Genomic DNA, 25,623 nt, shown 5'->3' on the forward strand with positions numbered 1-25,623 from the left:
CGTTGGGGTCGCTTCAACCCCTCTCTCATCAGGAAAAGGGACGGAAACCGATGAGATTCAGCAAAACCCCGCATGCCTCCGGGCTTGCGCGGCGCCGTGTGGCCGCCGGGGCCACCGCGGCGGTCCTGGGCCTCGGCGCGGGCGTGGTCGGATTCGCGACCGCCGCCAGTGCGGCCGAGCCCACCACCCTCACCGGGATCATCCTCGGTGTGGGTGCCAACGAGTCGCAGCGCATCGTGACGTGGTACTCGACCGCCGACACGGCGCAGGAGGTCGAGGTCGCACCGACCGCCGCGCTCGTCAACGGCGAGTTCCCCGCCAACGCGGCCACCTTCGACGCCAGCGGTGCGGCGAACATCGCCACGAGCGGCGGCTTCAACCGCCACGCGACGATCTCCAGCCTGCGTGAGCACACGTCGTACTCCTACCGGGTCGGTGCGCAGGACGGCTGGTCGCCGACGTACTCCTTCAAGACACAGGACTTCGAGGGCGACTACGACTTCCTGTTCTACGGCGACCCGCAGATCGGTTCGTCCGGAAACGTGGCCAAGGATCAGGCCGGCTGGCAGGACACCCTCGACGTCTCGCTGGCCGCCAACCCCGACGCCGAACTGCTGGTGTCGGGCGGCGACCAGGTCGAGTCGGCCAACACCGAGTCGCAGTGGAACGCCTTCCTGGCGCCCGACAAGCTGCGCCAGTACCCGTGGGCCGCCACCATCGGCAACCACGACGTCGGCGGCAAGGCCTACGAGCAGCACCTCTACACGCCCAACACCGACCGCTCGGGCCCGTTGTATGCCAACGGCAACCCGGCGTCGAACACGTCGGGTGGTGACTACTGGTACATCTACAAGGACACGTTGTTCGTCGACCTCAACAGCAACAGCTACAGCACCACTTCGGGCGGTGGCGGCGACGAGGCACACATCAAGTACGTGACCGACGTGATCAACCAGCACGGAGCCGACGCGAAGTGGACGGTGCTCGTCTACCACCACGCGATCTACTCGCCGGCCGACCACGCCCAGGACGGCGACAACAAGGTGCGTCGGGTCGACTTCCCGACCGCGTTCTCCAAGCTCGGCGTCGACCTCGTCCTGCAGGGTCACGACCACAGCTACTCGCGTAGCTACCTGGTCAAGAACGGCGAGAAGGCGAACCCCGACGAGCAGCCCGGCGCCGCCGACGTGTTCGCCGGTCCGGGCGGGGTGCTCTACGTGACCGGCAACTCCTCGTCGGGCTCGAAGTACTACGACATCACCGAGCCGGCGAAGGACGAGGCCACCAGCGGCGCCGGCAACGGTCCGGACCCGCTGAACCCGGACAACTACTGGTACAACTCGGTACAGAACCAGGAGCACGTGCGCTCCTACGTGAAGGTCCAGGTCCGCAGCGACAAGCTGGTGGTCGAAAACCTTCGCAGCGGTACGTGCGACGCCCCGAACGCGGCCGTCGAGCTCGGCAAGGTCGACTGGTGCCACAACACCACGGCCGACCAGCCGGTCGGTTCGGTCGTCGACAAGGTCACCGTGCACCCCTACCACGGCGACGGCCAGGCGATCCAGGTCAGCGTGCCCAACGCCGCCCCGGGTGAGTTCGGCTGGACCATCGACGGCTACAACGGTCTCGTCGACCTCGGTACCGCCGTCGACCACGACGCCGCCTACTTCGGGGCGACCGGTCAGATCAACCCGATCGTCGTATCGGACACCCGGCGCTCGCTCGCACCCTGGTCGATCTCGGCCAGCGCGGGCGACTTCCGCGACGCCGACCAGACGTTCTCGGGCGCCTACCTCGGCTGGACGCCGCAGGTTCTCCAGGCGGGCGCGGGGGCGCAGGCCAACGGCGCCGTGCCGTCGGCCTACGACGACCACGGCCAGGGCCTGTCGGTCTCGCGCGGCCTCGGTTGGGCCCAGCAGGGCCACGACAAGGGCACCGCGAAGCTGGGCGCCGACCTGGATCTGAAGATCCCGGGCAACGTCCAGAAGGGCGACTACCGCACCACTCTCACGATCACCGCACTCAGCAGCTGATCTGACGCTCCAGGGTGGCGGGTCGGACGCCTCCGGGTGTCCGGCCCGCCGCTCCATTCCTTTCCCGTGAGGACCCTCAGATGTACGCCCCCGCACCACGACGGACAGCGGCCATCGCCGTCCTGGCCCTGCTCGCCGCTCTCGCACTGACCGGCCTGCGCACCGGCCCGGCACTGGCCGACGACGGAGACGTCGCCTGGACGGTCCGGACGGCCTCGAACGCCTACGGCGAGGACCGATCGAGCTTCAGCTACGCCGTCAATCCCGGCGGGCGGGTCGACGACGCCATGGTCGTGGCCAACCGGGGCAAGGCGCCGCTCGACCTCGCCGTCTACGCCGCCGACGGCTTCACCACCGACACCGGCCAGGTCGACCTGCTCGTCAAGGACAAGACGTCGGTCGGAGTGGGCGCTTTCGTCCACGCCGGCCGCGACCGGCTCGCGATCAAGCCGGGCGAGTCCGCCGAGATCCCGTTCACGGTCACCGTTCCCGCCAACACCACACCGGGCGACTACGTGGGCGGCGTGGTCACCTCGCTCCGCCAGACCGCGGGGGCGGAGAGCATCAACGTGGACCGGCGCCTCGGCATCATGGTCAAACTGCGGGTCGGTGGCGAGATCGAGCCCAGCCTCGCGATCGAAGACCTCGACGTCGACTACACCGGATCGGCCAACCCGTTCGCCAAGGGCGACGCGACGGTCACCTACCGGATCCACAACACCGGCAACGCAATCCTGTCGGCGAGCGAGCAGACCGTGTCGGTCTCCGGGCCGTTCGGCCTGCTGCGCGCCCGCGGCGGCGCGGTCGCGGCGCCGCCACAGCTGCTCCCGGGTGAGAGCCGGAAGGTGTCCGTGCCCGTCAAAGGGGTGGCACCCGCCGTCAGGCTGACCGCGACCGCGGCCCTGCGGCCCCTGCTCACCGACCCGTCGGGCTCCACCAGCTCGCTCGACGAGGTCAAGGCCACCGCGCATGCCGGCGCCGTGCCGTGGACTCTGCTGTCGCTGGTCGTCGTTTTGATCGCCATCGTCGTCGCGGCGATCCTGCTCACCCGCCGCAGCCGCGCACGCCGCAAGGTCCGCGAGGACAACCGCGTGCGGGAGGCCGTCGACCGGGCGCTGCGCAGCCAGAAGTCGTAGGCCGGCCCGGACCGCGAGCGCCTTCGTCACAGCGCTCGCGGCCCGGCCGGTCAGCCCGCCTGGTCGTACGCGTCGCGCAGGCCCTTGATGTCGATCTTGGTCATGGCCATCATCGCCTGGCCGACCGCGGCCGCCTTCCGCGGGTCGGGGTCGCCCATCAGCTCGCCGAGCGCCTCCGGGATCACCTGCCACGACAGGCCGTAGCGGTCCTTGAGCCAGCCGCACCGGCCCTTCTCGCCACCCTCGGACAGCCGCTCCCACAGCTCGTCGACCTCGTCCTGGTCGGCGCAGCTGACGTAGAGCGAGACGGCCTCGGTGAAGGCGTATTGCGGGCCGCCGTTGAGCCCGACGAGCCGCTGGCCGTCGATCTCGAACGTCACGGTGATCACCGGGCCGTCCGGGCCCATCCGTGCCACGTCGACGACCCGCGCGTCCTTGAAGATGGAGACGTAGTGGGCCGCAGCCTCCTCGGCCTGGCCGTCGAACCAGAGGAACGGGGTGATCTTCTGCATCGTCTGCTCCTGTCTCGTGATGCTTCCTGTCCGAACGCGTCGCGCAAGGAGCTCTCGGATCGACATCAGGCGGCAAGATTCTTTTACGCCCGGCGTCGCCGGCGGCCCGCTCCCGCCGGGAGCAAGACGGAGGTCGCACGGGTCACGGCACCTCGCCGCTGGTGAACCGCCAGCTGGTGCCGTCAGGGGTGTCGCGGAGTTCGACGCCGGCCGCCGTCAGCCGGTCGCGGACCGTGTCGGACGTCGGGTAGTCGCGGTTGAGCCGGGCCCGGCCGCGCAGCTCGACCAGCGCGTCGACGAACGGCCCCACCGTCTCGGCCGGATCCACCGCGCCCCGCCGCGCGAACTCGCCCAGCTTGACCACCATCCCGCGCAGGATCGACCGCGGATAGTCGGCGCCGTCGTTGGTCTCGGTGTCACCGGACCAGTCGACGATCGCCTGCTCGAGTGCGAGCAGCGCCGCGACGCACCCGTCGACGTCGCGGCTTGCCAACGCCGCCGCGAAGCTCGCGTCGAGTTCGTCGGCGGCACCCCGCAGCGACGGCTGAGCGGCCCGCGGGCGCGCCGCACTTACGCCAGCCCCGCCCGCGCCGACTCCGCCCGGGCCGACTCCGCCCGGGCCGACTCCGCCCGGGCCGACTCCGCCCGGGCCGACTCCGCCCGTGCCAGCTCCACCCGCGCTGACTCCGCCCGTGTCAGCTCCGCCCGCGCCAGCTCCGCCCGGGCCAGCTCCGCCTGAGCCAGCTCCGACCGAGCCTGCTCCGAATGAGCCCGCTGCGCCTGAACCAGCCCCGATCGGGCCGTCGGCGGCCAAGCCAGCCAGAACCGAGCCGCCCGGCGGCCCGGACAGGCCCGCGGACGGACCCGCCGCCAGGTCGGCGAAGGACAGCACGCTGCCGGCGGGGAACGCCGCGCTCGCGCCGGCCCGGCGCAGGGTCAGCAATCCGTTGCCGGACACCGTCGCGGTCTTGGCGTCGAGGTCGAAGGTCACCGCGGTGTGTTCGTCGACGCCGATGATCAGCCGGCCCTCGGGCAGTGACGCCTCCAGCGCGCTCAATCGGGACTCGCCCAGATAGCAGTAGCGGGTGTCGTGGTTGCCGCCCTCGGCATTGTCGTAGTGGGGGATCAGCACTGCCGGAAAGCCGAGTGCCGCCTCGAGCAGGTTGAGGCCTTCGGCCCAGTGTGGCTCGATGCCGGCCTTGTAGATCTCGTAGACCGGCACCGTGTGGCTGCCCAGCGTCAGCGCCGCCGCGCTGGCGAACAGGACCACGCCGTCGCGGGTCAGCTTGTCGGCCAGCAGGTCGGGGATCGCCGTCTCCCGCCACTGGCGCAGCGTGTAGGTCGGGCTGCCCGGGCCCGCGAAGACCCAGCCGGCGTCGCGCAGCGACGCCAGACATCGCTCCCGCACCACCGGATCGGCCGGCGAGCGCCGCCAGGGCACGACCGAGACCGCCTGGCCGATGCTCTGGTCGAAGTAGCGCACCGCCCGCGCCGAGATGTCGTCGGCGTTGGACTGGAAACCGTAGGGGGTGTCGAGCAGCACCGCCGGCCCGGCCACCCGCTCGAACACCGCCCGGTGCGGCTTGACCATCGTCGGCGCCGTCTCGCCCGAGCCCATCACCACCAGCAGCCGGCTCATGGCCGCTCCACCAGGGAGAGCAGGTCGGCTGCGACCTTCGTCGGCCATTGGGCGTGCAGGTCGTGGTCGCCACCCGGGTAGTCGTGCACGGTCGCCGACGGCATGGCCGCCGCGGCAGCCGCCGCGCGTGCCGCGGACCGCCCGGCCGGCATCAGCAGCACCGGCATGGTCAACGAAGCGAAGAAGGCCGACGGGGGATGGTCGAACATGCTGCGCAGGATTTCCATGTGTCGGTCGACCGGCAACCGCCGCGACAACCGCCCGTCGGCGCCGACCCGCAGGTTGGCCAGCGTCGCCTCGACGGCGGCGGTAGACCAGTCGGGATGCCCGCGCCGCAGCCGCGCCAGCAGGTCGTCGGCGCGCATCCCGTCGAGATCGGGTGGCCGCAACGCGGCCGCGCACGCCGACCACGAGCCGAACTCGGCCGGCAGGTCGATCCAGCCGCCGTCGACCAGCGCCAGCGCCCGCACCGACGACGGATGCCGGGCGGCCAACTCCACCACCACGTTGCCGCCCCACGACTGGCCCGCCACCACCACGGCACCAACGTCGAGCGACGAGATCACCACGGCGAGGTCGGCCGCCGCCGTCGCGGTGTCGAACCCGGACGGCGGCAGGTCAGACTCGCCGTGCCCGCGCAGGTCGACCGCATAGCTCGGGTGGCCGGCCGCCGAAAGCGAAGCAGCCACCTCGTCCCACAGCCGCGCGTTGGACGCCAGGCCGTGCACGAGCAGGAACGCGGGCGCCGACGAGCCCGCCGTGTGTCGCACGTTGAGCTCGACCCCGTCGGCGACAGTCACCTTCACGCCGACGAATGTAGCCAGACCCACCGACAAAAAAGCTAGATGCCGCGACCGTGCCGGTGCAGCGTCGACAACACGTTCTCCACCTTGAGCGCGCCGGTCAACGCGGCCACCGCGATCGCGGCGCGCGGCTCGCGCCAGTTGGCCCGCACCGCCTGGCGGGTCCACTTCCACGCCTCGGCCCGGTTGCCGGTCGCCGCTTCCCAGCACGCGAGTTGGCCATAGACCCGCGCCGCGCCGGGCGGGCAGCCACGGATCTCCGGATGCCGCTCCATCATCCAGCGCAACGAGGAGATCTTCGTCTGGTAGTCGTACGCGTAATGCGAACTTCGCCCCCAGAGCACCTGCACCAGCGGCTCGTCGACGTGCGCGATGGGATGCCGGCGCGCGGCCCGCAACAGCAGGTCCCAGTCTTCGTTCTGCGAGCCGGGCGCGTCCTCGGCCACCAGCCCGACCCGGTCCGACTCGACCAGCGCGGTGCGCGACATCAGAAACGTCGACGAGTGCAGCATCGCCATCCGGGAGCGCGCCAACTCGGCCACCCCGACCGACGCCATCCCGGCCAGCCGTGGCGTCACCCTGCCCTGATAGGACACCGCGATCGCGCACGTCGCGAACTCCGCCGACGAGGCCGTCAGCGCCGGCACCTGGACCCGCAGCTTGTCGGGCGCCCACTCGTCGTCGTCATCGCAGAAGGCGACCAGGTCGGTGTCCAGGGCGAGAATCCCGCTGTTGCGCGTGCCGGCCAGCCCGGGGGTGCGCCAGTTCGAGATGACCATCACGGGTACGCCGTCCGTGGTGGCCAGCAGCAGGTCCGGATCCGACCGGTCGAACGCGACCACCACCCTCAGCGGGCCGGGATAGTCCTGCCGGCGCACCGCCGCCAGTGCCGCCCGGAGCAACTCGGGCCGGTTCCGGGTCGGGATCACCACGCCGACCGACGGCCACTGGTTCATCGGGTCCCGCCGCGGGAGACCATGACCGGATACCCGTACGCCCGCAGCAAGGGCGCGCAGACCGCGCCGACCAGGCGCCGGTCGGTGGCCGGGAGCCCGCGCAGCCAGCCGTCGTCGCGGCGCAGCGGTATCCGCCCGACCGAGAAGCGCATCGGATTGCCGGCCGCGCTGTGCCCGACGGTCAGGTCGGCGTGCGTCTCGGTGAGGAAGTCCAGATCGGACCCTTCCACGCCGAGGCCGGCGAAGGCGGCGAGCGCGCCGAGCCCGGCCCGCGGGTCGGCGACGAACTGCTCGTAGCGGACCCGCAGCAGCGGCACGCCCCGGCGGGCGAGCAGGCCGAACGCGGCGTTGTGGGCGTTCCACAGCATCGCCGAGCGGCCGGGGGAGTAGCGGGTCATCTCGCTCTCGCCGTCGGTCTCGGGCCGGGCGACCACCTTGGTCCAGCTGTGCGCGACGCCGCGCGGGTCGCGCACCACGTGTGCCACCCGCAGGTCGATGTCGGGTGACCAACGCAGGCAGTGCGCGAGTGCGGAGTGCTTCGACGAGTCCACGAGTACGGAGGCCCCAGTCACCTCCGCCGCCGCGCGATAGACGGCCGCGTAGTAGCCGGCGTACTCCTGAACCTGGCGCCGATAGTCGTCGGGCAGCCGGGCTGAGGCGAGGCGCGGGATGTGCCGGGTGCGTTCGACGGCGGCCTGCAGCGCGAGCACCCGGTAGACGTCGACGGTGTCCCAACCGCCGAAGGCGAGCGCGCCGACCCGCTCCCAGAACGCGCACGCGGAGAACCGGGTGCCGCAGCCGCAGCGTTCGTCGGCGCGGATGTCGCGTTGCCAGAGGTGCACGACCTCACCGAGCGCGCAGACCCCGGGCAGCTCGCCGAGCAGCCGTTCGACCAGCGTGGTGCCGCTGCGGCCCAGCCCGCCGACGAAGAGTAGCCGTGCCACTTTTACCCACCTTCGCTCGTTTCACATACATAACGAGCGGGAGAGCCGAAGTGTCGCTTCATTACGGATTTGCCCGAGTTCACCTGGATGGCTCGCGGGTCCACATGATCACCGAGCGCCGGGTGGTCACGGTCGTGCGGCAGGCGCTGGCGCGTGGGCACGGCGGCCGGATCCTCACGCCCAACGTCGACATCGTGCGCCAGGCCAGAGTAGACCCCGAGGTCCGCGGGTTCCTGGACGACGCGACGCTGGTCGTCGCCGACGGCATGCCGCTGGTCTGGGCGAGCCGGCTGGCCAACAACCCGTTGCCCGAACGGGTCACCGGGTCGAGCCTGATCTGGTCGCTCTCCTCGGGGCTCGCCGCCGACGCCCGCTCGGTGTTCGTGCTCGGCGGCGACTCGCCGGAGATCGCCGAACGGGCCGCCGACCGGCTGGCCACCCGCTTCCCGGGCCTCGGGGTCGCCGGCCACCTGTCACCGCCGTTCGGGTTCGACGCCGACCCCGACGCGGTCGACGCCGCCGCCCGGACGGTCGTCAAGGCCGCGCCGGACCTGGTCTTCGTCGGCATCGGCTTCCCGCGCCAGGAGCGGCTGATCGACCGGCTGCGCGCCGACCTGCCGAACTCCTGGTTCCTCGGCTGCGGGATGGCGGTCAACTTCGTTGCCGGCCTGCGGCACCGGGCGCCGGTGTGGATGCAGCGGGCCGGGTTGGAATGGGCACACCGGCTCAAGACCGAACCACGCCGGCTGGCCCGCCGCTACCTGCGGCACGACGCCCCGTACGCCCTGCGCCTCCTGGCGGCGACCGCCGCCCGCCGTTAGGGGGCCCGGCGGGTCATCTCCATCACCCAGTTGGTCTCCCAGGTCTGCTCGCCGTCGGTCGAGAACGCCTGCTCCCATCGGGCCCGGTCGGCGCCCTCCCGGGTCCAGGTGAAGCGGCAGCGGACCGGCCGGTCGCCGTCGACGTCGTCGCCGTAGAACAGGCCGACGCCGTCGGTCCAACGGCCGACCACCGGCGGGGTGAGCTGCCCGTCACGGCTGCTGATCCAGTAGATCGACCACTCCTCCTTGGCCGGGTCGAACGAGCGCACCGTCGCGCCGGAGGACCCCAGCGTCGGAAAGGTGATCTCGTCGAAGCTGCCGTTCCCGCCGAAGAACGAGTACGCGACCGTCAGGCCCGGGAACTCGTCCCATTTGTCGCTGCCGGTGTGCCGCTCGACCAGGCGGCGGTTGGCGACGTCCCAGGTGCCGACGAGAAATTCGAAGTCATTCATGATCCAGACGGTAGACCCCGCCCACTGACACGTACTGTCAGTGAAGTGCGCGCCAGCCGAATCATCTCCCTTCTTCTGCTGCTGCAGAACCGCGGTCGGCTGACCGCGCAGCAGCTCGCCGACGAGCTCGAGGTCTCCACCCGCACCGTCTACCGCGACGTCGAAGCGCTGCACGCGGCCGGCATCCCGCTCTACGGCGAGGCCGGCCACGCCGGCGGCTATCAACTCCTCGACGGCTATCGCACCCGGCTGACCGGCCTGACGGCGCCCGAGGCGGAGGCGCTCGCCCTGCACGGCCTGCCCGGCCCGGCCGAAGAACTCGGCCTGACCGCGCTGGTCGCCGCCACCCGGCTCAAGCTCGAAGCGGCGCTGCCGGAAGCCCTCCGCGAACGCGCCCAGGCGATCGCGCAGCGGTTCCACCTCGACGCGTCGAACTGGTATACCGACGGCGATCCGTCACCGCATCTGGCCGCCGTGGCCGCCGCGGTCTGGGAGGAGCGTCGGGTCACCATCCACTATCGAGGGTGGGAGCGCGAGGTCGAACGCACCGTCGAACCGTACGGCCTCGTGCTCAAGGGCGGCCGCTGGTATGTCGTCGCCGTCCGCGCCGGCGGCACCCGCCCGGTCACCTACCGGGTCAACCAGATCCTCGCGCTGGCCGCGACCGGCGAGACGTTCACCCGACCAGCCGGCTTCGACCTCGCGAAACACTGGCAGGACCAGGTCACCGAGTTCCGCGCCGGCCTGTTCACGGGGGAGGCGCGGATCCGGCTCTCGCCGGTCGGTCAGGAGCGCCGGCCGGTCGACAACCCGACGCACGACGACGACGGCTGGGTCACCGCCACCATCCCGATCGAGTCCGTCGATCACGCCTGCGGCGACCTGCTCCGGCTCGGTGCCGAGGTCGAAGTGCTCGCACCGCCTGAACTGCGCGACCGGCTCGCCGACACCGCCAGGAAGCTAGCCGCGCTTTACGCCTGACAACTCGTCGTCGAGATCGCGGAACGCGTCGAACGCGGCCTTGTCGTCAGAGATCTTGAACTGCATCGCCGTCGTCCGGTCGTCGGGATCCGAGTCGAAGTAGGAGACCGCGCGGATCTGCGGATTGGCCTTGATGACGCCGGCCGCGTCGCGGATCCAGGCCGCGCGCTGCGCCGGCGACCACGCCCGGGACACTCCGAACTCGCCGACGATGATGGGTTTGGGGCGCTTTGCCGCCCATTCCAGGAACGCGCCCATGAGCCGATCGAGCGGCACGTACTCGCTGGTCGCGTAGACGTCGACGCAGGTCCAGTCGACCTGGTCGTCGCCCGGGTAGAACGCCGGCGCCTCGCCCCGGTCGAAGCCCTCCTCGGTCGGGCACCACACCCAGGACGCGTTGGTCGCGCCTTCCTCCTTGAAGATCCGCCGGGTGTATTTCCACGCCGCGATGTAGTCCTCCGGCGACCACATCGTCGCCCGCAGGTTGGGCCGATCCATCTCCCACCGGAACCGCATCATCACCGGCTTCTTCGCCTTGGCCACCTTCCTGGCCTGGGCCCGGATCAGGTCGTCGTGCTCACCGTCCACCATGGACCGGGTGTCCCCCGACGCCCAACTGATCATCACCACGCTGCCCCGTTTCACGTACTCCTTGTCGGTCTCGGTCCAGAACTTCTCGTCGAAGGTCCGGTAGGTGTTGATCACGTCGAACGTGCGGTCGAGCTTGGCTTCCACCTCGGTGACGGCGTCCCGGCGCCCGTCCTGTCCCCACACCTCGGGTTTGACCCAGGCACCCACCCAGACCCGGTCCGCCGGCGCCTTGACCGGCCCGCTCGCGAACGGCCCGGTGTTCGTGGCCACCCCGACCGGCTGGCGGCCGAGATCGGCCGTCGGCGCCGGCTCCGGGGCGCTTGCGGTGCAGCCGGCCAGCACGGCTGACAGAACCACGGACACAACGGCAGCAGGGATACGCGCGACCACGTTCTCCTCTTTCGTCGGACGGACCGTAAACCCGGGGCGGCCGGTCACCGGCGCCGCGGGCGTAACGCCTTCAACGCGTCCAACGCCAGCGGTCCGCGCAGGAGGCGCACTCCAGCCAGATACGTCGCGACCGCGACTCCCAGCGCGGTCAGCGTGGCGGTCCCGCCGTCGCCCAGCACGGCGCCGACGGCGACCGGTGCGACGCCGAAGCTGAGCAGCGTGATCCCGGCCGCCGACAGCCAACCGGTGCCGAACGGGTGCAGCTTCAGGCCGAGCCCGACCTGGGCGAGCGGCAGCACGTTGTTGGCCACCACCGCCGCGGCGAGGCCGATCGCGGCACCCAGGGCGCCGATGCGGGGGATCAGCGTGAGGTCGAGGGCGATCGTCAGCCCGAGCGCGACCAGCACGTTGCCGAGGTTCCAGGCGGTGCGGCCGGCCATCGACAGCACGATGTCGACCATCCCGCACCCGGTCGCGACCAGCATCGCGCCGGCCAGCACGATGACGATCGGGGCGCCGTCGCGGTACGCGGCGCCGAAGATGCCGAGGTAGTCCGGCGCGTATGTCATCACCAGCAGGTAGAGCGGCCAGGTCAGCAGCACCAGCCAGCCGGTCGCGGTCTGGTAGAGCGCGTTGGCGGCGGCGCGGTCCTTGACCGCGAGCGCCTCGGCCAGCCGCGGCTGCACGGCCTGGGAGATGCCCTGGTTGGCGAACTGGCCCAGCACGACGAACCGGCCGGCGACCGCGTAGAGCCCCGCCGCGCCGAGCCCGGCCAGCGCGGCGACCAGCAGCACGTCGACCCGTTGCAGGGCGAGTTGGGCGACCGAGGCGACCGAGCGTGGCCCGGTGAACCGCCAGAACGCCCGCCGCATGCTGGCCCGGTGCGAGCGCTTCACCCGGGTCGGCGCGATGTCGGCCATCGTGTCGGTGTGTGCCCGGTGCAGCGCGTAGCCGGCCAGCACGGCCGTCGGCACGTAGGGCAGGGCCCAGGCGAGCGCGAACAGGGTCGGTCGGGCCGAGCCGCTGACCGCGACCGCCGCGACGCCGGCGGTCTGCAGGCCCGGCCGGACCAGCTTGTCGAGCAGCACGGTCGGCCGGATCAGCCGGTAGCCGCGGGTCGCCGCGAGCAGCGTGTCGGAGAGCACCGCCAGCGGCACGAACGCGGCCAACAGCCGGATCTGGGTGACCAGTTCGGCGCCCACCGCCGGTGACGCGTCGCCGGCCGTCAGCCGGGCCAGCGCCGGCGCGTCGACGAACAGCAGCACGCCGACCGCCAGCGCCGCGCAGACAACCGGCGCGAACGCGGTGCGCAGGCAGGCACCGAGCAGGAAACCGTGGCCGCGGGCGCGCAGCCGGGCGGGCCAGTAGACCAACCCGGTCTGGGTGCCCAGCTTCGCCAGCGTCGAGGTGAGCACGAACGCGGCCGTGGCGGCGAAGAACGCGCCCGCGTGCTCCGGGCCGAGCCGGTGCGCGACCAGCCAGGTGACCGCGAGCCCGGCCAGCCCGGCCACCCCCGCGCCGGCGATCCCCGCGACGCCACCCCGCGCGACGTTGCCGATCGCCTTCTTCGCCGCGGCGTCGGGTGCGTCGGCGGCGGCGTCGGGTCGCGGGTCGGTGAGGTGCGCGAGGGGCGCGGTCATCGGCGCCAGACCGGGTCGCGGCCGAGCCACTCCGTCAGGCGGTCGTCGTGCGCCGCGAAGTGTGCGGTGAGGCCGCGCCGGGTCTGCTCGTCCATGGCCGACGCGCGCGGGCGGGCGTTGTGCCGCTCGAACGGCGGGTAGCCGAGGTCGGGCAGGCCGAGGAACCCGAGCACCTCGTCGTAGACCTCTTCCGGCGTGGCGAAGAACCGCTCGCTCTCCACCACCAGCATCCGGTGCCGCCCGATCCGGCCGGCCATCGCGGCCAGGTAGGTCGCGTACTCGCCGCGGGCCCGGTAGGCGTGGTGCTGGTGGGCGAAGCTGTAGTAGGTCGGGTCGTCGGCGAGCCGTTCCTCCTGGCCGCGCAGCCGGCCCGGCTCCAGCGCCAGCGCGCGGGCGAACGACGGCTCCGACTCGAAGCCGCGGGCCAACTCGTGGGCGTGCTGCGAGTAGGCCCGCTCGACCGGGTCGCGGACCAGCGTGACCAGCTTGACGTCGGGCAGGTCGCGGGCGATCCGGGCGACCGCGTGCGGGTGGTACATGTAGTAGGGGCTCGACTCGAAGGTCTGCGCCGGCACCCCGTACTGCCGGGCCACCTTGGCCGCGGTGCGCTGCAGCGGGAAGTGACCGCGATACCAGGCCATGCCGTGGTGGTAGGCGGTGTCGAAATAGTGCACGCCCTTGTGCAGCACGGCCTTGAGCACGGCCGGGTGCGCGGCCAGGGCCCGGTAGAGCGACGTGGTGCCGCACCGCTGCCCGCCGCAGATCAGGAACGAGGGGAGCATCCGGGCCGGCGCGGTGATCCGCCCGTAGGAGCGGGATCCGAAGTGGACGACGCGTTTGACCGGGCTGGGGACATGCGACGACTTCACCGGAAGGCCTCCACACGACGGACGAGTACGGGCAGCAGCCAGGTGCCCAGGACGCCGAGCCGGGCACCGGCCTCGGCCTGCCGGTCGGCGAGATACCGGGCGGCCAGGTCGATCAAATAGAGCAGGGCGGTCAGTTCGGCACCCGCGCGCGGCACCTCGAACGGCGCGAGCAGCACCGGCGCCCGGGTGACCGTGCGTTCCACGGCGGCCGCCGCGTCGGGATCGGTCTGGATCCGGCGTTGCAACTCGTAGTGCAGCGCGTCGAAGCCCAGCGGCACGCCGAGGGTGAACCGTTCCCAGTCCCAGACCAGCAGCGAGCCGGCCAGCGGCGCCATGTTCCACGGCGCCCAGTCACCGTGCCATGCGCCGTAGCGCAGGTCGGTGTCGCCGGCCCGGGCGGCCAGGTCACGGGCCGCCGCGGCCAGCGCGGCGCCCTCCGGCCGGTCGGTGAGCGCCGACAGCCGTTCCCGCAATTCCGTCCAATAAGGACTCGTCGACAGCCAGCCCTTCGAGGTGCCGCAGCACAGCGCCACGGCGCGCATCGCGGCGCCCAGCCGTTCGGCGGCCAGTGGTGCCCGGGGTTGCCAGACCGGCAGCGCGCTCTGCACCAGCACCTGGTTGCCGCGCCACTCGCCGCTGTGCAGGACCGCGGGGATGGTGACGTCGTCGACCACGGCGTGCGCCAGCGCGTTCAGCGCCGCGGTCTCGGCCCGCACCAGCCGGCGGGTCAGCGGTCCGGTGCCGAGCTTGCCGAAGCCGACCGTGCGGCCGTCGCGGGCGATCAGTTGGAGCACCGGCTTGCGGTTGGCCCGGGCCGGTCCGATGTGGATGCTCAACGCGACCTGGGCGCCGAGCACCCGCTGGAGATAGCCGTCGATGGTCTCCGCAGCCGGGCCATACACCCGGACCCGGTCGCGGAGCAACAGCGCGCTGGCACCGCTGCGCAGCGCGGTGACCACGGCGTCCCGCTTGAGCCGGGCGATCCGGCCCTGCGGCTCGGCATACCGGCGCACGGCGGCGGCCGCGATCCGTTTCGACCGCGCCGGCACCAGCAGCCGCGGCCGCTTCAGGTCGGGCACCACCAGGTAGTCGGCGACCGGGGCGCCGGCGACCCGGCCGTCGGTGTCGTCACCCGGCGCACCGTCGGTGAAACAGGGCGGCGGGTAGAGCAGGTCGAGCACCTCGCGCAGGTAGGCCGCGCGCAGTTGGGCGTCCCGTGCCCGCAGGTGCGCCGGCGCGGTGGCAACGGGGCTCACGGTGTCACTCCACTCGTCCGCGCTATCGGGGAGTCCGCGGCGCCGAGCGCGTTGCGCCAGAGCAACGCGTAGCCGAGGAACATGAACGCCAGCGGCGTGACCAGCGTGTTGTACCAGAACATCGAGGCGAACGAGCCGACCAGCGCACAGCCGCCGGCGATGCCGACCGGGCTGCGGTCGCGCCGGAAGCGCCAGATCCCGTAGCCGAAGAAGCCCAGGTAGCCGAGCGTGCCCAGGCCGCCGTGCGCGAAGATCAACTGCCAGAACTGGCCGTTGCCGCCGATCGTGAAGTTGCCGCACCGCTCGCAGTCGTGGCTCTCGCCGACGGTGATCGAGTTGCGCCCGCCGATCGTGGTCCGGGTCGAGCCGAAACCGATCAGCGGCGACTCGGCCCATCCGGTCACCGCCCGCTCGACCAGGTAGGACCGCACGCCGTTGGACTTGCCGTTGTCGAGCCGGGCGGTCACCACGTCGCCCAACGGGGTGAGGACCAATGCGGCGCCGACGGCCGCGAGCGCGGCGATCAGCACGCCGATCACCCAGACCCGGCCGGCGAACGCGAGCCGGACGGCGGCGTAGAGGGCCGCGACGCCCAGGCCGATCCACAGCCCTCGGTTGAGCGAGATGACGACCGGGATGACCGAGATCGCCAGGCAGGCGACGGCCAGCACCCGGGCCCGGCGGCTGGCCGCGGCACCGAACAGGGCCGCGCAGAACCAGACCATCAACAGCAGGAAGTTGTTGCCCCAGGTGTTCGTGTAGCCCCAGGGTGCCGCCGGGCGGGGGCGGTCGTCGCCGAGGATGTCGTGGATCTGGGCCGCGTACGGGTGCACCAGGCTGCGGATGAAGCCCTTGTCGCGGAGGTGCTCGGGCAGGAGCAACTCGATCGGGGAGGTGAACTCGAACGTGCCGGCGAAGACACCGAGCAGCCCGCCGGCCACGGTGATCGCGAACAGCCAGGCGAGGTGCTTCACCAGCCGGGCCCGGGGCAGTTCGCGCTCGGTCAGGTTGCCGGCGTAGAGCAGCAGCACGGTCAGCGCCGCGTACTCGCCGAGCCGGAAGAGGACCCCGGGGATGCGTTCCAGCCCGCGCTCGGGCACGGTCCCGGTCGGGTCGGCACCGAGCACGGCGACGCCGACGACGAGCACGGCCAGGAAGATCATCCAGAACGCGAAGCCGGGCGGCAGGCGTACGCTGCGCCCCGCGATCTGTGCCTTGACCAGGAACCAGGCCATCGGCACGGCGATCAGCGGGAAGATCAGCACCCCGAGCCCGAGCGCCCACCACACCGGATAGAGCACCAGCAGGCCGGCCAGCGGCCAGGCCGGCAGCCAGACGTCCCGGCTCGACGGCCGCCACGACTTCGCGTGGCGGCCGCGTTCACGAAGCGGTGTGCTGACCATTGTTGGCGGCACGATCCATCTCGCGCAGCGTCTCGGAGTCGAGCCGGCGCAGCACCGCGGTGTCGGGGTCGGCGCCCGGCTTGCCGCGGGCCGGGCGGCGGTTCGTCGCCGGCCGGTTGCGCAGCCCGGCCGATCCACCGGTGAGCGTGACGCCGGCGACGGTCAGGTCAGCGGACGGCTCGTCGGCGGCCACCGGCGGCCGGGCCCGCGGCACGTCGCGCAGGATGTCGCCGGACGCGTCGAGGTCGCGCAGGTCGTCGAACTCCGGGGTGCCCTCGTCGTGGCTGAAGTCGCTGTCAGCGTCGGCGTCGGACTGGTTCTCGGCGTTCGGCGCGAGCCGCGGGATCACCACCGTGCCGAGCAGCGGGGTGCCGACCCGGGTGAGCTGGGCGACCGCGTCGACCACCTCCGGGCGGCGGGTGCGGCGCAACTCGACGGTGAGGATCGCGGCGTCGGCCATCCGGGCCAGGCTCTGCGCGTCGGCACTGCTGGCGGTCGACGGCGCCTCGATCACCACGTACCAGTCGCGGCGGCGCAGTTGGGCCAGGGCCTGGCGCAGCGCCTGCGACTGGAGCAGCCCGCCGGCGCTCGCGGTGCCACCCGTGGTGATCACTCGCAGCGACGGCACCCGCGGCGCCCGCTGCACGGCGGCGCGCAGCGGCACCTTGCCGGTCAGCACGTCGCCCAGGCCCGGGGTGGCGCCGACGCCGAAGAGCCGGGCCAGCGGGGCGGCGTCCACCAGGCTGTCCGGCAGGTGGGCGCCGACCAGGACCACCTCGCTGCCGCTGCGCGCCATGGCGGCGGCCAGGTTGGCGGCGACCAGCGTGGAGGCGACGCCCCGGCTGGCGCCGGCCACGACCACCACCCGGTCCTCGGCGCGCAGGCTGGCCAGCACCTCGTTGCGCAGCCGGTTGAAGGTCCGGCCGCCGGTGGCGTACGGCTGGAAGATCTCGTCGAGCTGTGGCCCGGTGGCCTCGGTCAGCTCGGCCAGCACCGGCACCCGGGCGACCCGCTCGACATCCGCGGCTCCGCGCACCCGGCGGTCGAGGCGCTCCCGGACCACCGCGACCGACAGGCCCAGCAGCAGCCCGAGCATCGCACCGGTGGCCAGGTTGAGCTTGCGGTTCGGCTTGCTCGGCGCGGTCGGCAGCTGCGCGTCACTGATGATCTTCCCGGCGCTGACCGTCTCGGTGGTCAGGTCGTTGAGCTTGCCGCTGATCGAGTTGAGCTGGCTCTGGTTGGTGCTGCGCTGGCTCTCCAGGCTGGGCCGCGAGGCGGCGTCCTGGGTGAGCGCGGCCAGCTTGGTGTTGATGTTGGCCAGGTTCGCGTTGAGCTGCTTGACCTTGTTGGTAAGCGCGGAGATCTGCGCGTCGATCTCGGCCTGCGCGCTGGCCTCCCGGTTGCGCAGGTAGGCCTCCGCGAACGCGTGCGAGCCGGCCTGGGCACGGGCCGGGTCGGGCGCCTTGTAGTTGATCTCCAGCACCGCGGTGTTGGGCGGGACGGTGACCGAGACGCCCTTGGCTAGCACGTCGGGCGCTTCGCCGGAGCGGAGCAGGTCGGCCGCGCCGACCGCGATCTGGGTCGAGCCGACCAGTTGCGCCTCGGTGTCGAGGTTGATGTCGCCCTTGGTCCGGCCGCCGGCCACATTGGTGTCCTGGCCGGCCGGCTGCACCAGCACCGAGGTGACCGACTCGTAGGTCTTGGCCATCACCTGGGTGACGCCGAACCCGCCGGCGACGCCGAGGACACACCCGAGCACGACCAGCCACCACTGCCGGCGGAGCAGGCCGAGGTAGTCGGAGAGATCGGGCGCGGTGGGGCCGGTGGTTTCCACGGGAGGTTCAACGGGTGGACCGGCTTTCCCGTAACTCCGCCCGTGGGGGACGAAACAGTAAATACGGCGGAGGAGGCCGTTAGCCCAGAAAAACGGCTAATGCTCCTAAGTACCTATTTTTGGATAAAGTCGGTCATGAGCACCATCAGCCACGCCGGTAGCCAGGCGTCACGATGGAGGGAAACTGATGGGCAGACCACTCGGCGTGCGCGCCGCACTGGCGGCCGGCGTCACCGGCTTCGCCGTCCTGCTGGGCGTCGTCGGTGGCGCCCTCGGGTCCGATCCCGACCTCCAACTCGCGGTGAGTGCTGACGGCTACGCGACCACGACCGGCGACGGCTTCTTCGGCGACCGCATCGAACTCGTCGCGGGCGGCCTCGACGGCGGCGCGGCGATCACCTACCTGAAGTTCGACGTGCACAGCAGGCGGGCGGCGCGCACTCCGAAGAGCGCGTCGGTGACGCTGACCCGTCGCGCCGGTGCGCTGCCCCCGTTGCTGGAGCTCAGCCAGGTGCCCGCGACATCGTGGCGGGAAGACAAGCTCGACCGCCGGACGGCGCCGCGGCTCGGCTCGGTGATCGCCGCGGCGCGCCCCGGGCGGTCCGACCGGTCCGTCCGGTTCGACGTCTCAAAAGCGATCAAGGGGCGCGGGACGTACGCGTTCGCGGTGACCGCGCCCGGCGGTGGCCTGGCCGACTTCTTCGACGCGGACGGGGTCAAGCCGGCGCAGGGCCGCCTCGAGCCGACGCTGAAGGTCTCATGGCAGGACGCGGTGACGCCGTGGCTGGGCAGCGTGCCCGGGTTGCCGCAGATCCAGCGGCCGAGACCGCCGCGGCCGCCGGACCTGCAGGATTTACCGGGTCGCCCCCACCTGCCCGATCTACCGGGTCGGCCCGACGTGCCGGACCTGCCGGGGCGCCCGGACCTGCCGGACCTGCTGGATCTGCCCGGTAGGCCGGTGCTGCCGGGTCTGCCTGCGGCTCCGAATCTGCCTGACCTGCCGAATCTGCCTGACCTGCCGAATCTGCCTGACCTGCCAGACGTTCCTGGTGGGCCTGATCTTCCTGACCTGCCGGATCTTCCTGACCTGCCGGACCTTCCTGGTCTGCCCGATCTTCCTGACCTGCCGGATCTTCCGGGTGTGCCGACGCCGACTGACTCGCCGACGCCTACACCCACGCCGACCACCGATCCGACCGTGAGTCCGAGTCCGAGCCCGACTCCGACGGCGAGCCCTAGCCCGACGGCGAGCCCGAGCCCGAGCCCGACTTCGACGGCGAGCCCGACTTCGACGGCGAGCCCGAGTCCGACGGCGAGCCCGAGTCCGACGGCGAGCCCGAGCCCGAGTCCGAGCCCGACTGCGACGGCGAGCCCCACGGCCGGCCCCACCGCGACTCCGACGGCCACACCGACCTCGACACCGACGACCGGGCCGACGTCGCCGACGCCGACGCCGACCACCAGTCCGACCCAGCCGCCCGGTGACGGGAGATGCAGTTTGGGCGCGAAGCTCGTACCCACGTGTGGGGTGCTCTGGGGTGTCGCTCCTGGCGCGCACACCGACCAGCCGCGCGACCAGGCGCTGGCGCAGTTCGAGTCGGACACCGGCCGGACCCAGGCGATCTACCACGCCTACCACCGGGGCACGGAAATCTTTCCGACGGCGACCGAGATCAATATCGCCCGGAACCCGGCCAAGCCCCGCCTGCTGTTCCTCAACTGGAAACCGACGGGCGCGACCTGGGCGCAGATAGCCCGCGGCGACGAGGCGACGGACAACTACCTGGACCGGTTGGCCGAACACATCCGGGACACGTTCACGGATCCGTTCTTCTTCACCGTCCACCACGAGCCGGAAAACGACGTGAAGCCCGCGAGCGGCTCCGGCTACACGGCGACCGACTACCGCAACATGTATCGGTACGTGGTCAACCGCCTCAGGGCCGAGGGCGTGACCAACCTGGTCTCGGTGATGGTCCACATGGCCTACATCCCGTGGCTCACCCAATCGTGGTGGGAAGACCTCTACCCTGGCGACGACGTGGTCGACTGGCTGGCCTGGGACGTCTACGCCTACAGCGACCCGGGCGAGTACGGCTATGGCGACTTCGCAGAACTGATGAACCGCAAGTCCAGCAGCGCCCCGGGTTGGCAGGGCTTCTACAACTACGCGGCGGCCAAGCACCCCGACAAGCCGTTCATGCTGGGCGAGTGGGGCGTCTGGTACTCGTCTCGCGACCCGGGCCACATGGCCGAGTTCTTCGACTCGGTGGCCAAGCAGATCTCGATGTTCCCGCGCCTGAAGGCGATGGTCTACTTCGATACCCCGGCCGACCAGTCGGGCAAGGACTCTCGCGTGACCCGGACGTCAGGCGGACTGGCCGCCTATCGCCGCCTGGGCCAGGACCCGACCTTCCAGGTGGACCTGACGTCGAAGGGTTAGCAGGTTGCGACGGCCTCCCGGCGGAGGCCGTCGCACCGCGGGTTTCGGTCAGCGCAGCTCGAGCAGGTAGGCGTCGAGTGCGTCGTAGGACTGGCCGGCGCCCTCGGACATGCCCGATTCGATCATGCCGTCGCGTTGGGCCTTGGTGTCGAAGCGGGTGATGCTGGTGACCGTCGTCTTGCCGCCCTCTTCGGTCAGTTCGAGGGTCTCCTCGCAGATCTGGCCGGGCATGCCCTCGAACTCGAAGGTCTGCACGATGCGGTCGGGTGCCTGGATGTCGCGGTATTCGCCGCGGAACGCCCAGTCGCCGTCGGGGGCGTGCTCGACGAAGCGGTAGTGGCCGCCCGGGCGGAAGTCCATCTCGCAGTCGAGCGGGTTGCCGCGACCCCACCAGTGCTTGACGTGTTCGCAACTGGAGTGGGCGGCGAAGACGAGTTCCTTCGGCGCGTCGAAGACGCGAACCATCTTGATTTCCAGATCGGACGGCGTGGTCACGGTCAGGTTCTTGGCCATCTCAGTTCTCCTTCTGGATTCGTCGCAGGTATTCGCCGAGTTCGTCGTAGCGCTCTTCCCAGAAGCGCCGGTAGTCGGTCACCCATTCGGCGACCTCTCGCAGCGGCGCCGCGTCGAGCCGGCAGGGCCGCCACTGCGCGTCTCGGCCGCGGGTGATCAGGCCGGCCCGCTCCAGCACCTTCAGGTGCTTGGAGATCGCCTGGAGGCTGATCGGGAACGGTTCGGCGATCTGGTTGACCGTCGCCTCGCCATCCGCCAGCCGGGCCAGGATCGCCCTGCGGGTGGGATCGGCGAGCGCACCGAACACCTCACTCAACCGGTCCACGACGGGCCTTCCTCAACCACTCGGTTAATTAACTTCTAAGTTGAATATGCTCCTCGCGAGGGGTGGTGTCAACCCGAACCACGAACTTCAGTAGCGGACCGAGATGCGGCGGGCCACCGCGTCGACCCGGGCCTCGCCGCCGTAGGGCAGGACCTGCTGCGGGTCGGTGTGGCCGATGTCGAGGTCGAGCACGACCACCGCGTCGGGAGCGTATTCGGCGGCCGCCCGCAGCACCGCGGCCCGCTGGTCGTCGGCGTAGGTCAGCTTGGCCGCCGGTGACAGCTGGTTGAGGCGGTCCCAGCACTTGGGGCGGCCCAGCAGGATCGCCGGCACGCCCGACAGCCAACCGCGTTCGCCAAGGTTGCGGAGCATGTAGTAGACCTCCGTGGCGGGCGGCATGTCTTCGGAGGTCTCGGCGAAGAAGATCGCGCCCGGCGGCGGACCGGCGACCTTGTCGGCGGCCAGCAGCCAGGTCAGCACCTCGATGTTGCCGCCCCACAAGGGGCCGGTCACCGCGGAAGCCGAGGCGCCGTGCCAGCTCCAACCGGCCGCCGGGAACATCCGCTCCGACGCCGCCGCGTAGTCGGGGGTCTGCCAGTCGACCGGCTCGTCGCTGTATTCGGTCGACGCGGTCAGCTCGAACCAGTCGGAGCCGAACAGTGCCGCCGTCAGTGAGTCACGGGTGAGCGGGTGCATGTCGCCGGCCCGGCCGAGTTGCACCATCACCGAGCCGCCGTGGTAGCCGACGATGCCGAGGCCGCTGAGGTAGTTGAGCAGCGTGGTGTTGTCGGAGTAGCCGAAGAACGGCTTCGGGTTGGCCCGCAGCACCGCCGGGTCGAGGTGGCGCAGGATCGTCAGTTGGTCGTCGCCGCCGATCGAGGCCAGCACCGCGTCGATGGACGGGTCAGCGAACGCGGCGACCACGTCGCGGGCCCGGTCGGCGGCCGACGCGCCCATGACCCTGGTGGTCGGGTATTCCACCGGCTCCAGCTTGAACTCGTCGCGGAGGCGCCGCAGGCCCAGCTCGTAGGGGGCGGGCAGGATCGCCGGCAGGCCCGCGGAGGGGGAGATCACCGCGACGCGCGAACCGGGCCGGGGCTTGGGTGGGTAGAGCATGTGGCCACGCTAACGAGTGCCGCAAACGGGATTAGTCACACAATTCACCAGGCCTGCTCCGCCCGCGCATCCAGCCGGCGCAGGTAGCATCATCATGCACGGGACAGCGCTGTCCGCCCTGCACCGCCGTAAGGAGCGCACCCGTGTCCGACCCCACCGGTCCGACCTCCCCCGACGATCCCGACGCCGCCCTGCGCGCCGACATCCGCCGGCTCGGCACGCTGCTCGGGCACACGCTGGCCCGCCAGGAGGGCCGTCCGCTGCTCGACCTCGTCGAGGAGATCCGGGCCCTGGTCCGCAGCGACGCCGAGGCGGCGGCGACCCGCCTCTCGGCGATGGACGTCACCACCGGCACCAAGCTGGCCCGCGCCTTCTCCACCTACTTCCACCTGGCCAACATCACCGAGCAGGTGCACCGCGCCCGCGAGCTGCGCCGGCTGCGGGCGACCACCGGTGGCTGGCTCGACCAGGCCGCCAAGCGGATCGCCGAGCGGGGTGTGCCGGCCGAGGAGATCGCCGCCGCCGGGCGCCGGCTCGCGGTGCGGCCGGTGTTCACCGCCCACCCGACCGAGGCCGCCCGCCGGTCGATCCTGTCGAAGCTGCGCGCCGTCGCCGACGAACTCGACGCCGAGGCCGCGGAGAGCGTCCTGTTCGGCGCGCCGCCGCACGCCGACGACCGCCGCCTGGCCGAGCTGCTCGACCTGCTCTGGCAGACCGACGAGCTGCGGCTCGACCGGCCCGACCCGACCGACGAGGCCCGCAACGCGATCTACTACCTGCGCGACCTCTACGCCGACGCCGCGCCGCAGGTGCTCGACGACCTCGCCGACACGCTGCGCGGGCTGGGCATCGAGACCGCGCCGACGGCCCGCCCGCTGACCTTCGGCACCTGGATCGGCGGCGACCGCGACGGCAACCCGTTCGTCACCCCCCGGGTGACCCGCGACGTGCTGCTGATTCAATACGAGCACGGCATCCAGGCCACCGAGCAGGCGCTCGACGACCTCATAAACGAGGTCTCGGTGTCCCGCCGGCTGCGCGGTGTCTCCCTCGACCTGTCCGCCAGCCTGGCCCGCGACCTCGACAACCTGCCTGAGGTGGCCGAGCGGTTCCGCCGGGTCAACGCCGAGGAGCCCTACCGGCTCAAGGCCCGCTGCGTGAAGGCCAAGCTGGCCAACACCCGGCTGCGGCTGGCCCGGGGCACCGCACACGTGCCGGGTCGCGACTATCGCGGCTCCGCCGAGTTGCTCGCCGACCTCGAGTTGATGCGCGCCTCGCTGGCCCGCAACTCCGGCCAGCTGACCGCCGTCGGCAAGCTCGCCAGCGCGATCCGCACGATGTCGGCGTTCGGCCTGCACCTGGCCACGATGGACATCCGCGAGCACGCCGAGGCCCACCACGCGGTGCTGGCCCAGCTCTACGGCCACGTCGGCGAGGTCGCCGACTATCGCAGCCTGCCCCGCGACGAGCGCACCAAGCTGCTGGCCACCGAGCTGTCCGGCCGCCGGCCGCTGGCCGGGGTGGGCACGGCCCTCACCGACGGGGCGCGCAAGACGTTCGACGTGTTCACCGCGATCCGCGAGGCCCAGGACCGGTTCGGCCCCGAGGTCATCGAGTCCTACATCATCTCGATGACCCTCGGCGTCGACGACGTGCTGGCCGCGGCCGTGCTGGCCCGCGAGGCCGGGCTGGTCGACGTGCACGGCAACCGCGCCGACATCGGCTTCGTGCCGTTGCTGGAGACACCGGCCGAGCTCACCGCCGGCGGCGAGATCCTCGACGAACTGCTGTCGTTGCCGGCCTACCGGGCGCTGGTCCGGGCCCGCGGCGACGTGCAGGAGGTCATGCTCGGCTACTCCGACTCCAACAAGGAAGCCGGCATCACCACCTCGCAGTGGTCGATCCACCGGGCCCAGCGCGCGCTGCGCGACGTCGCGGCCCGGCACGGCGTACGCCTGACCCTCTTCCACGGTCGCGGCGGCACCGTCGGTCGCGGCGGCGGCCCGACCCACGAGGCGATCCTGGCCCAGCCCTACGGCACGCTCGACGGCTCGATCAAGGTCACCGAGCAGGGCGAGGTCATCTCCGACAAATACACGCTGCCCGCTCTGGCCCGGGAAAACCTGGAGCTGACCGTGGCGGCGGTGCTGCAGGCCACGCTGCTGCACACCGAGCCGCGCCAGCCGCTGGAGATGCTCTCCAAGTGGGACGACACGATGGACGTCGTGTCCGGTGCGGCCTTCTCGGCGTACCGCGCGCTGGTCGAGGATCCTGATCTGCCCGACTATTTCTGGGCCTCGACGCCGACCGAGTTGCTGGGCGCCCTCAACATCGGCTCCCGTCCGGCCAAGCGCCCCAACGCCAACGCCGGCCTCGGCGGGCTGCGCGCGATCCCGTGGGTGTTCGGCTGGACCCAGTCGCGGCAGATCGTGCCCGGCTGGTTCGGTGTCGGCTCCGGCCTGCAGGCGGCCCGCGCGGCCGGCCTCGCACCGGTGCTCGAGGAGATGCACGGCGACTGGCACTTCTTCCGCACGTTCCTGTCCAACGTCGAGATGATGCTGACCAAGACCGACCTGTCGATCTCGCGCCGTTACGTCGAGACGCTGGTGCCGGGTCCGCTGCGCCGGATCTTCGAGACCATCGAGCAGGAGTACGAGCTGACGAAGCGCGAGGTACTCGCGATCACCGGCTCGCCCGCGCTGCTGGAGAACAACGCCGTGCTCCAGCGCACGCTGGCCGTCCGCGACAGCTACCTGGAGCCGCTGCACCACCTGCAGGTTGCCCTGTTGCGGCAATACCGCGACTCCGGCGCGGCCGGCCGCACGGTGGCGACCGCGCCGGGCGGCCGGCGCGCACCCGGCGACGGCGCGGCGCTCGAGCGGGCGTTGCTGACGACGGTCAACGGCATCGCGGCCGGGATGCGCAACACGGGCTGATTGCCCCCGGCCACCCCGCCTGACACCATC

General features: G+C 71.6%; 21 protein-coding genes. 6 read left to right on the plus strand and 15 right to left on the minus strand.

Annotated elements, in window-relative coordinates:
* Positions 1–50 precede the first annotated feature (50 nt).
* Together AB0J74_RS08965 and AB0J74_RS08970 are read left to right on the plus strand one after the other, a co-directional pair.
* Positions 51–2,033, plus strand: a complete 1,983-nt coding sequence (locus AB0J74_RS08965) for a metallophosphoesterase family protein (protein ID WP_363446193.1) — start codon at positions 51–53, stop codon at positions 2,031–2,033.
* 80 nt (positions 2,034–2,113) lie between these two features.
* Entirely contained in the window at positions 2,114–3,169 is a 1,056-nt protein-coding gene (locus AB0J74_RS08970) for a DUF916 domain-containing protein (RefSeq protein ID WP_363446195.1), read from the plus strand.
* Between the two features lie 50 nt (positions 3,170–3,219).
* On the opposite strand, the gene AB0J74_RS08975 is transcribed toward AB0J74_RS08970, so the two are convergent.
* The 5 genes from AB0J74_RS08975 to AB0J74_RS08995 form a co-directional block, all read right to left on the minus strand.
* A complete protein-coding gene (locus AB0J74_RS08975; RefSeq protein WP_363446197.1) occupies positions 3,220–3,681 on the minus strand; it encodes a VOC family protein in 462 nt (153 codons plus the stop codon).
* A 142-nt stretch (positions 3,682–3,823) separates the two neighbouring features.
* Entirely contained in the window at positions 3,824–5,320 is a 1,497-nt protein-coding gene (locus AB0J74_RS08980; protein ID WP_363446199.1) for a hypothetical protein, read from the minus strand.
* Positions 5,317–6,126: an alpha/beta fold hydrolase gene (locus AB0J74_RS08985; RefSeq protein WP_363446201.1), complete on the minus strand. Its 810-nt coding sequence runs from the start codon at positions 6,124–6,126 to the stop codon at positions 5,317–5,319. The genes AB0J74_RS08980 and AB0J74_RS08985 overlap by 4 nt, the downstream gene beginning before the upstream one ends.
* Before the next feature lie 35 nt (positions 6,127–6,161).
* Positions 6,162–7,079, minus strand: a complete 918-nt coding sequence (locus AB0J74_RS08990; RefSeq protein WP_363446203.1) for a glycosyltransferase — start codon at positions 7,077–7,079, stop codon at positions 6,162–6,164.
* Entirely contained in the window at positions 7,076–8,023 is a 948-nt protein-coding gene (locus tag AB0J74_RS08995; RefSeq protein ID WP_363446205.1) for a sulfotransferase, read from the minus strand. Before AB0J74_RS08995 ends, AB0J74_RS08990 begins: the two co-directional genes overlap by 4 nt.
* A gap of 104 nt (positions 8,024–8,127) precedes the next feature.
* Here AB0J74_RS08995 and AB0J74_RS09000 point away from each other — a divergent pair, with 104 nt between their 5' ends.
* On the plus strand, positions 8,128–8,844 hold the full coding sequence (locus AB0J74_RS09000) for a WecB/TagA/CpsF family glycosyltransferase (RefSeq protein WP_363446207.1): 717 nt from the start codon (positions 8,128–8,130) through the stop codon (positions 8,842–8,844).
* On the opposite strand, the gene AB0J74_RS09005 is transcribed toward AB0J74_RS09000, so the two are convergent.
* On the minus strand, positions 8,841–9,296 hold the full coding sequence (locus AB0J74_RS09005; protein WP_363446209.1) for a hypothetical protein: 456 nt from the start codon (positions 9,294–9,296) through the stop codon (positions 8,841–8,843). The genes AB0J74_RS09000 and AB0J74_RS09005 overlap by 4 nt on opposite strands.
* Before the next feature lie 45 nt (positions 9,297–9,341).
* On the opposite strand from AB0J74_RS09005, the gene AB0J74_RS09010 reads away from it, so the two are divergent.
* Entirely contained in the window at positions 9,342–10,277 is a 936-nt protein-coding gene (locus AB0J74_RS09010) for a YafY family protein (RefSeq protein ID WP_363446211.1), read from the plus strand.
* Here the strand turns inward: AB0J74_RS09010 and AB0J74_RS09015 are convergent.
* The 6 genes from AB0J74_RS09015 to AB0J74_RS09040 form a co-directional block, all read right to left on the minus strand.
* Positions 10,257–11,225 carry a glycosyl hydrolase gene (locus tag AB0J74_RS09015; RefSeq protein WP_363446213.1) on the minus strand — a complete coding sequence of 323 codons (969 nt, stop codon included), beginning with the start codon at positions 11,223–11,225 and terminating at the stop codon, positions 10,257–10,259. The genes AB0J74_RS09010 and AB0J74_RS09015 overlap by 21 nt on opposite strands.
* Before the next feature lie 77 nt (positions 11,226–11,302).
* Complete coding sequence (locus AB0J74_RS09020; protein WP_363446215.1) at positions 11,303–12,898, minus strand: oligosaccharide flippase family protein; 1,596 nt, start codon at positions 12,896–12,898, stop codon at positions 11,303–11,305.
* Entirely contained in the window at positions 12,895–13,767 is an 873-nt protein-coding gene (locus AB0J74_RS09025; protein ID WP_363446217.1) for a sulfotransferase, read from the minus strand. The genes AB0J74_RS09020 and AB0J74_RS09025 overlap by 4 nt, the downstream gene beginning before the upstream one ends.
* A complete protein-coding gene (locus tag AB0J74_RS09030; protein WP_363446219.1) occupies positions 13,764–15,023 on the minus strand; it encodes a hypothetical protein in 1,260 nt (419 codons plus the stop codon). Before AB0J74_RS09030 ends, AB0J74_RS09025 begins: the two co-directional genes overlap by 4 nt.
* Positions 15,020–16,426, minus strand: coding sequence for a hypothetical protein (locus AB0J74_RS09035; RefSeq protein WP_363446221.1), 1,407 nt, complete (start codon positions 16,424–16,426; stop codon positions 15,020–15,022). The genes AB0J74_RS09030 and AB0J74_RS09035 overlap by 4 nt, the downstream gene beginning before the upstream one ends.
* Positions 16,404–18,260 (minus strand): Wzz/FepE/Etk N-terminal domain-containing protein, encoded by a 1,857-nt coding sequence (locus tag AB0J74_RS09040; protein ID WP_363446223.1) that lies wholly within the window; start codon positions 18,258–18,260, stop codon positions 16,404–16,406. Before AB0J74_RS09040 ends, AB0J74_RS09035 begins: the two co-directional genes overlap by 23 nt.
* 187 nt (positions 18,261–18,447) lie before the next feature.
* Between AB0J74_RS09040 and AB0J74_RS09045 the strand changes: the two genes are divergently transcribed.
* Complete coding sequence (locus AB0J74_RS09045; RefSeq protein ID WP_363446225.1) at positions 18,448–20,703, plus strand: hypothetical protein; 2,256 nt, start codon at positions 18,448–18,450, stop codon at positions 20,701–20,703.
* A 48-nt stretch (positions 20,704–20,751) separates the two neighbouring features.
* Here the strand turns inward: AB0J74_RS09045 and AB0J74_RS09050 are convergent, their stop codons facing one another.
* The 3 genes from AB0J74_RS09050 to AB0J74_RS09060 form a co-directional block, all read right to left on the minus strand.
* On the minus strand, positions 20,752–21,216 hold the full coding sequence (locus tag AB0J74_RS09050) for an SRPBCC family protein (protein ID WP_363446227.1): 465 nt from the start codon (positions 21,214–21,216) through the stop codon (positions 20,752–20,754).
* A 1-nt stretch (position 21,217) separates the two neighbouring features.
* Positions 21,218–21,541, minus strand: coding sequence for a metalloregulator ArsR/SmtB family transcription factor (locus tag AB0J74_RS09055; RefSeq protein ID WP_363446228.1), 324 nt, complete (start codon positions 21,539–21,541; stop codon positions 21,218–21,220).
* A gap of 87 nt (positions 21,542–21,628) precedes the next feature.
* Entirely contained in the window at positions 21,629–22,657 is a 1,029-nt protein-coding gene (locus tag AB0J74_RS09060; RefSeq protein WP_363446230.1) for a S66 peptidase family protein, read from the minus strand.
* Between the two features lie 143 nt (positions 22,658–22,800).
* On the opposite strand from AB0J74_RS09060, the gene ppc reads away from it, so the two are divergent.
* On the plus strand, positions 22,801–25,593 hold the full coding sequence (gene ppc, locus AB0J74_RS09065; protein WP_363446232.1) for a phosphoenolpyruvate carboxylase: 2,793 nt from the start codon (positions 22,801–22,803) through the stop codon (positions 25,591–25,593).
* Positions 25,594–25,623 lie beyond the last annotated feature (30 nt).

The organism is Asanoa sp. NPDC049573 (assembly GCF_040676615.1).
In the GTDB taxonomy this organism is placed as follows: Bacteria; Actinomycetota; Actinomycetes; order Mycobacteriales; family Micromonosporaceae; genus Asanoa.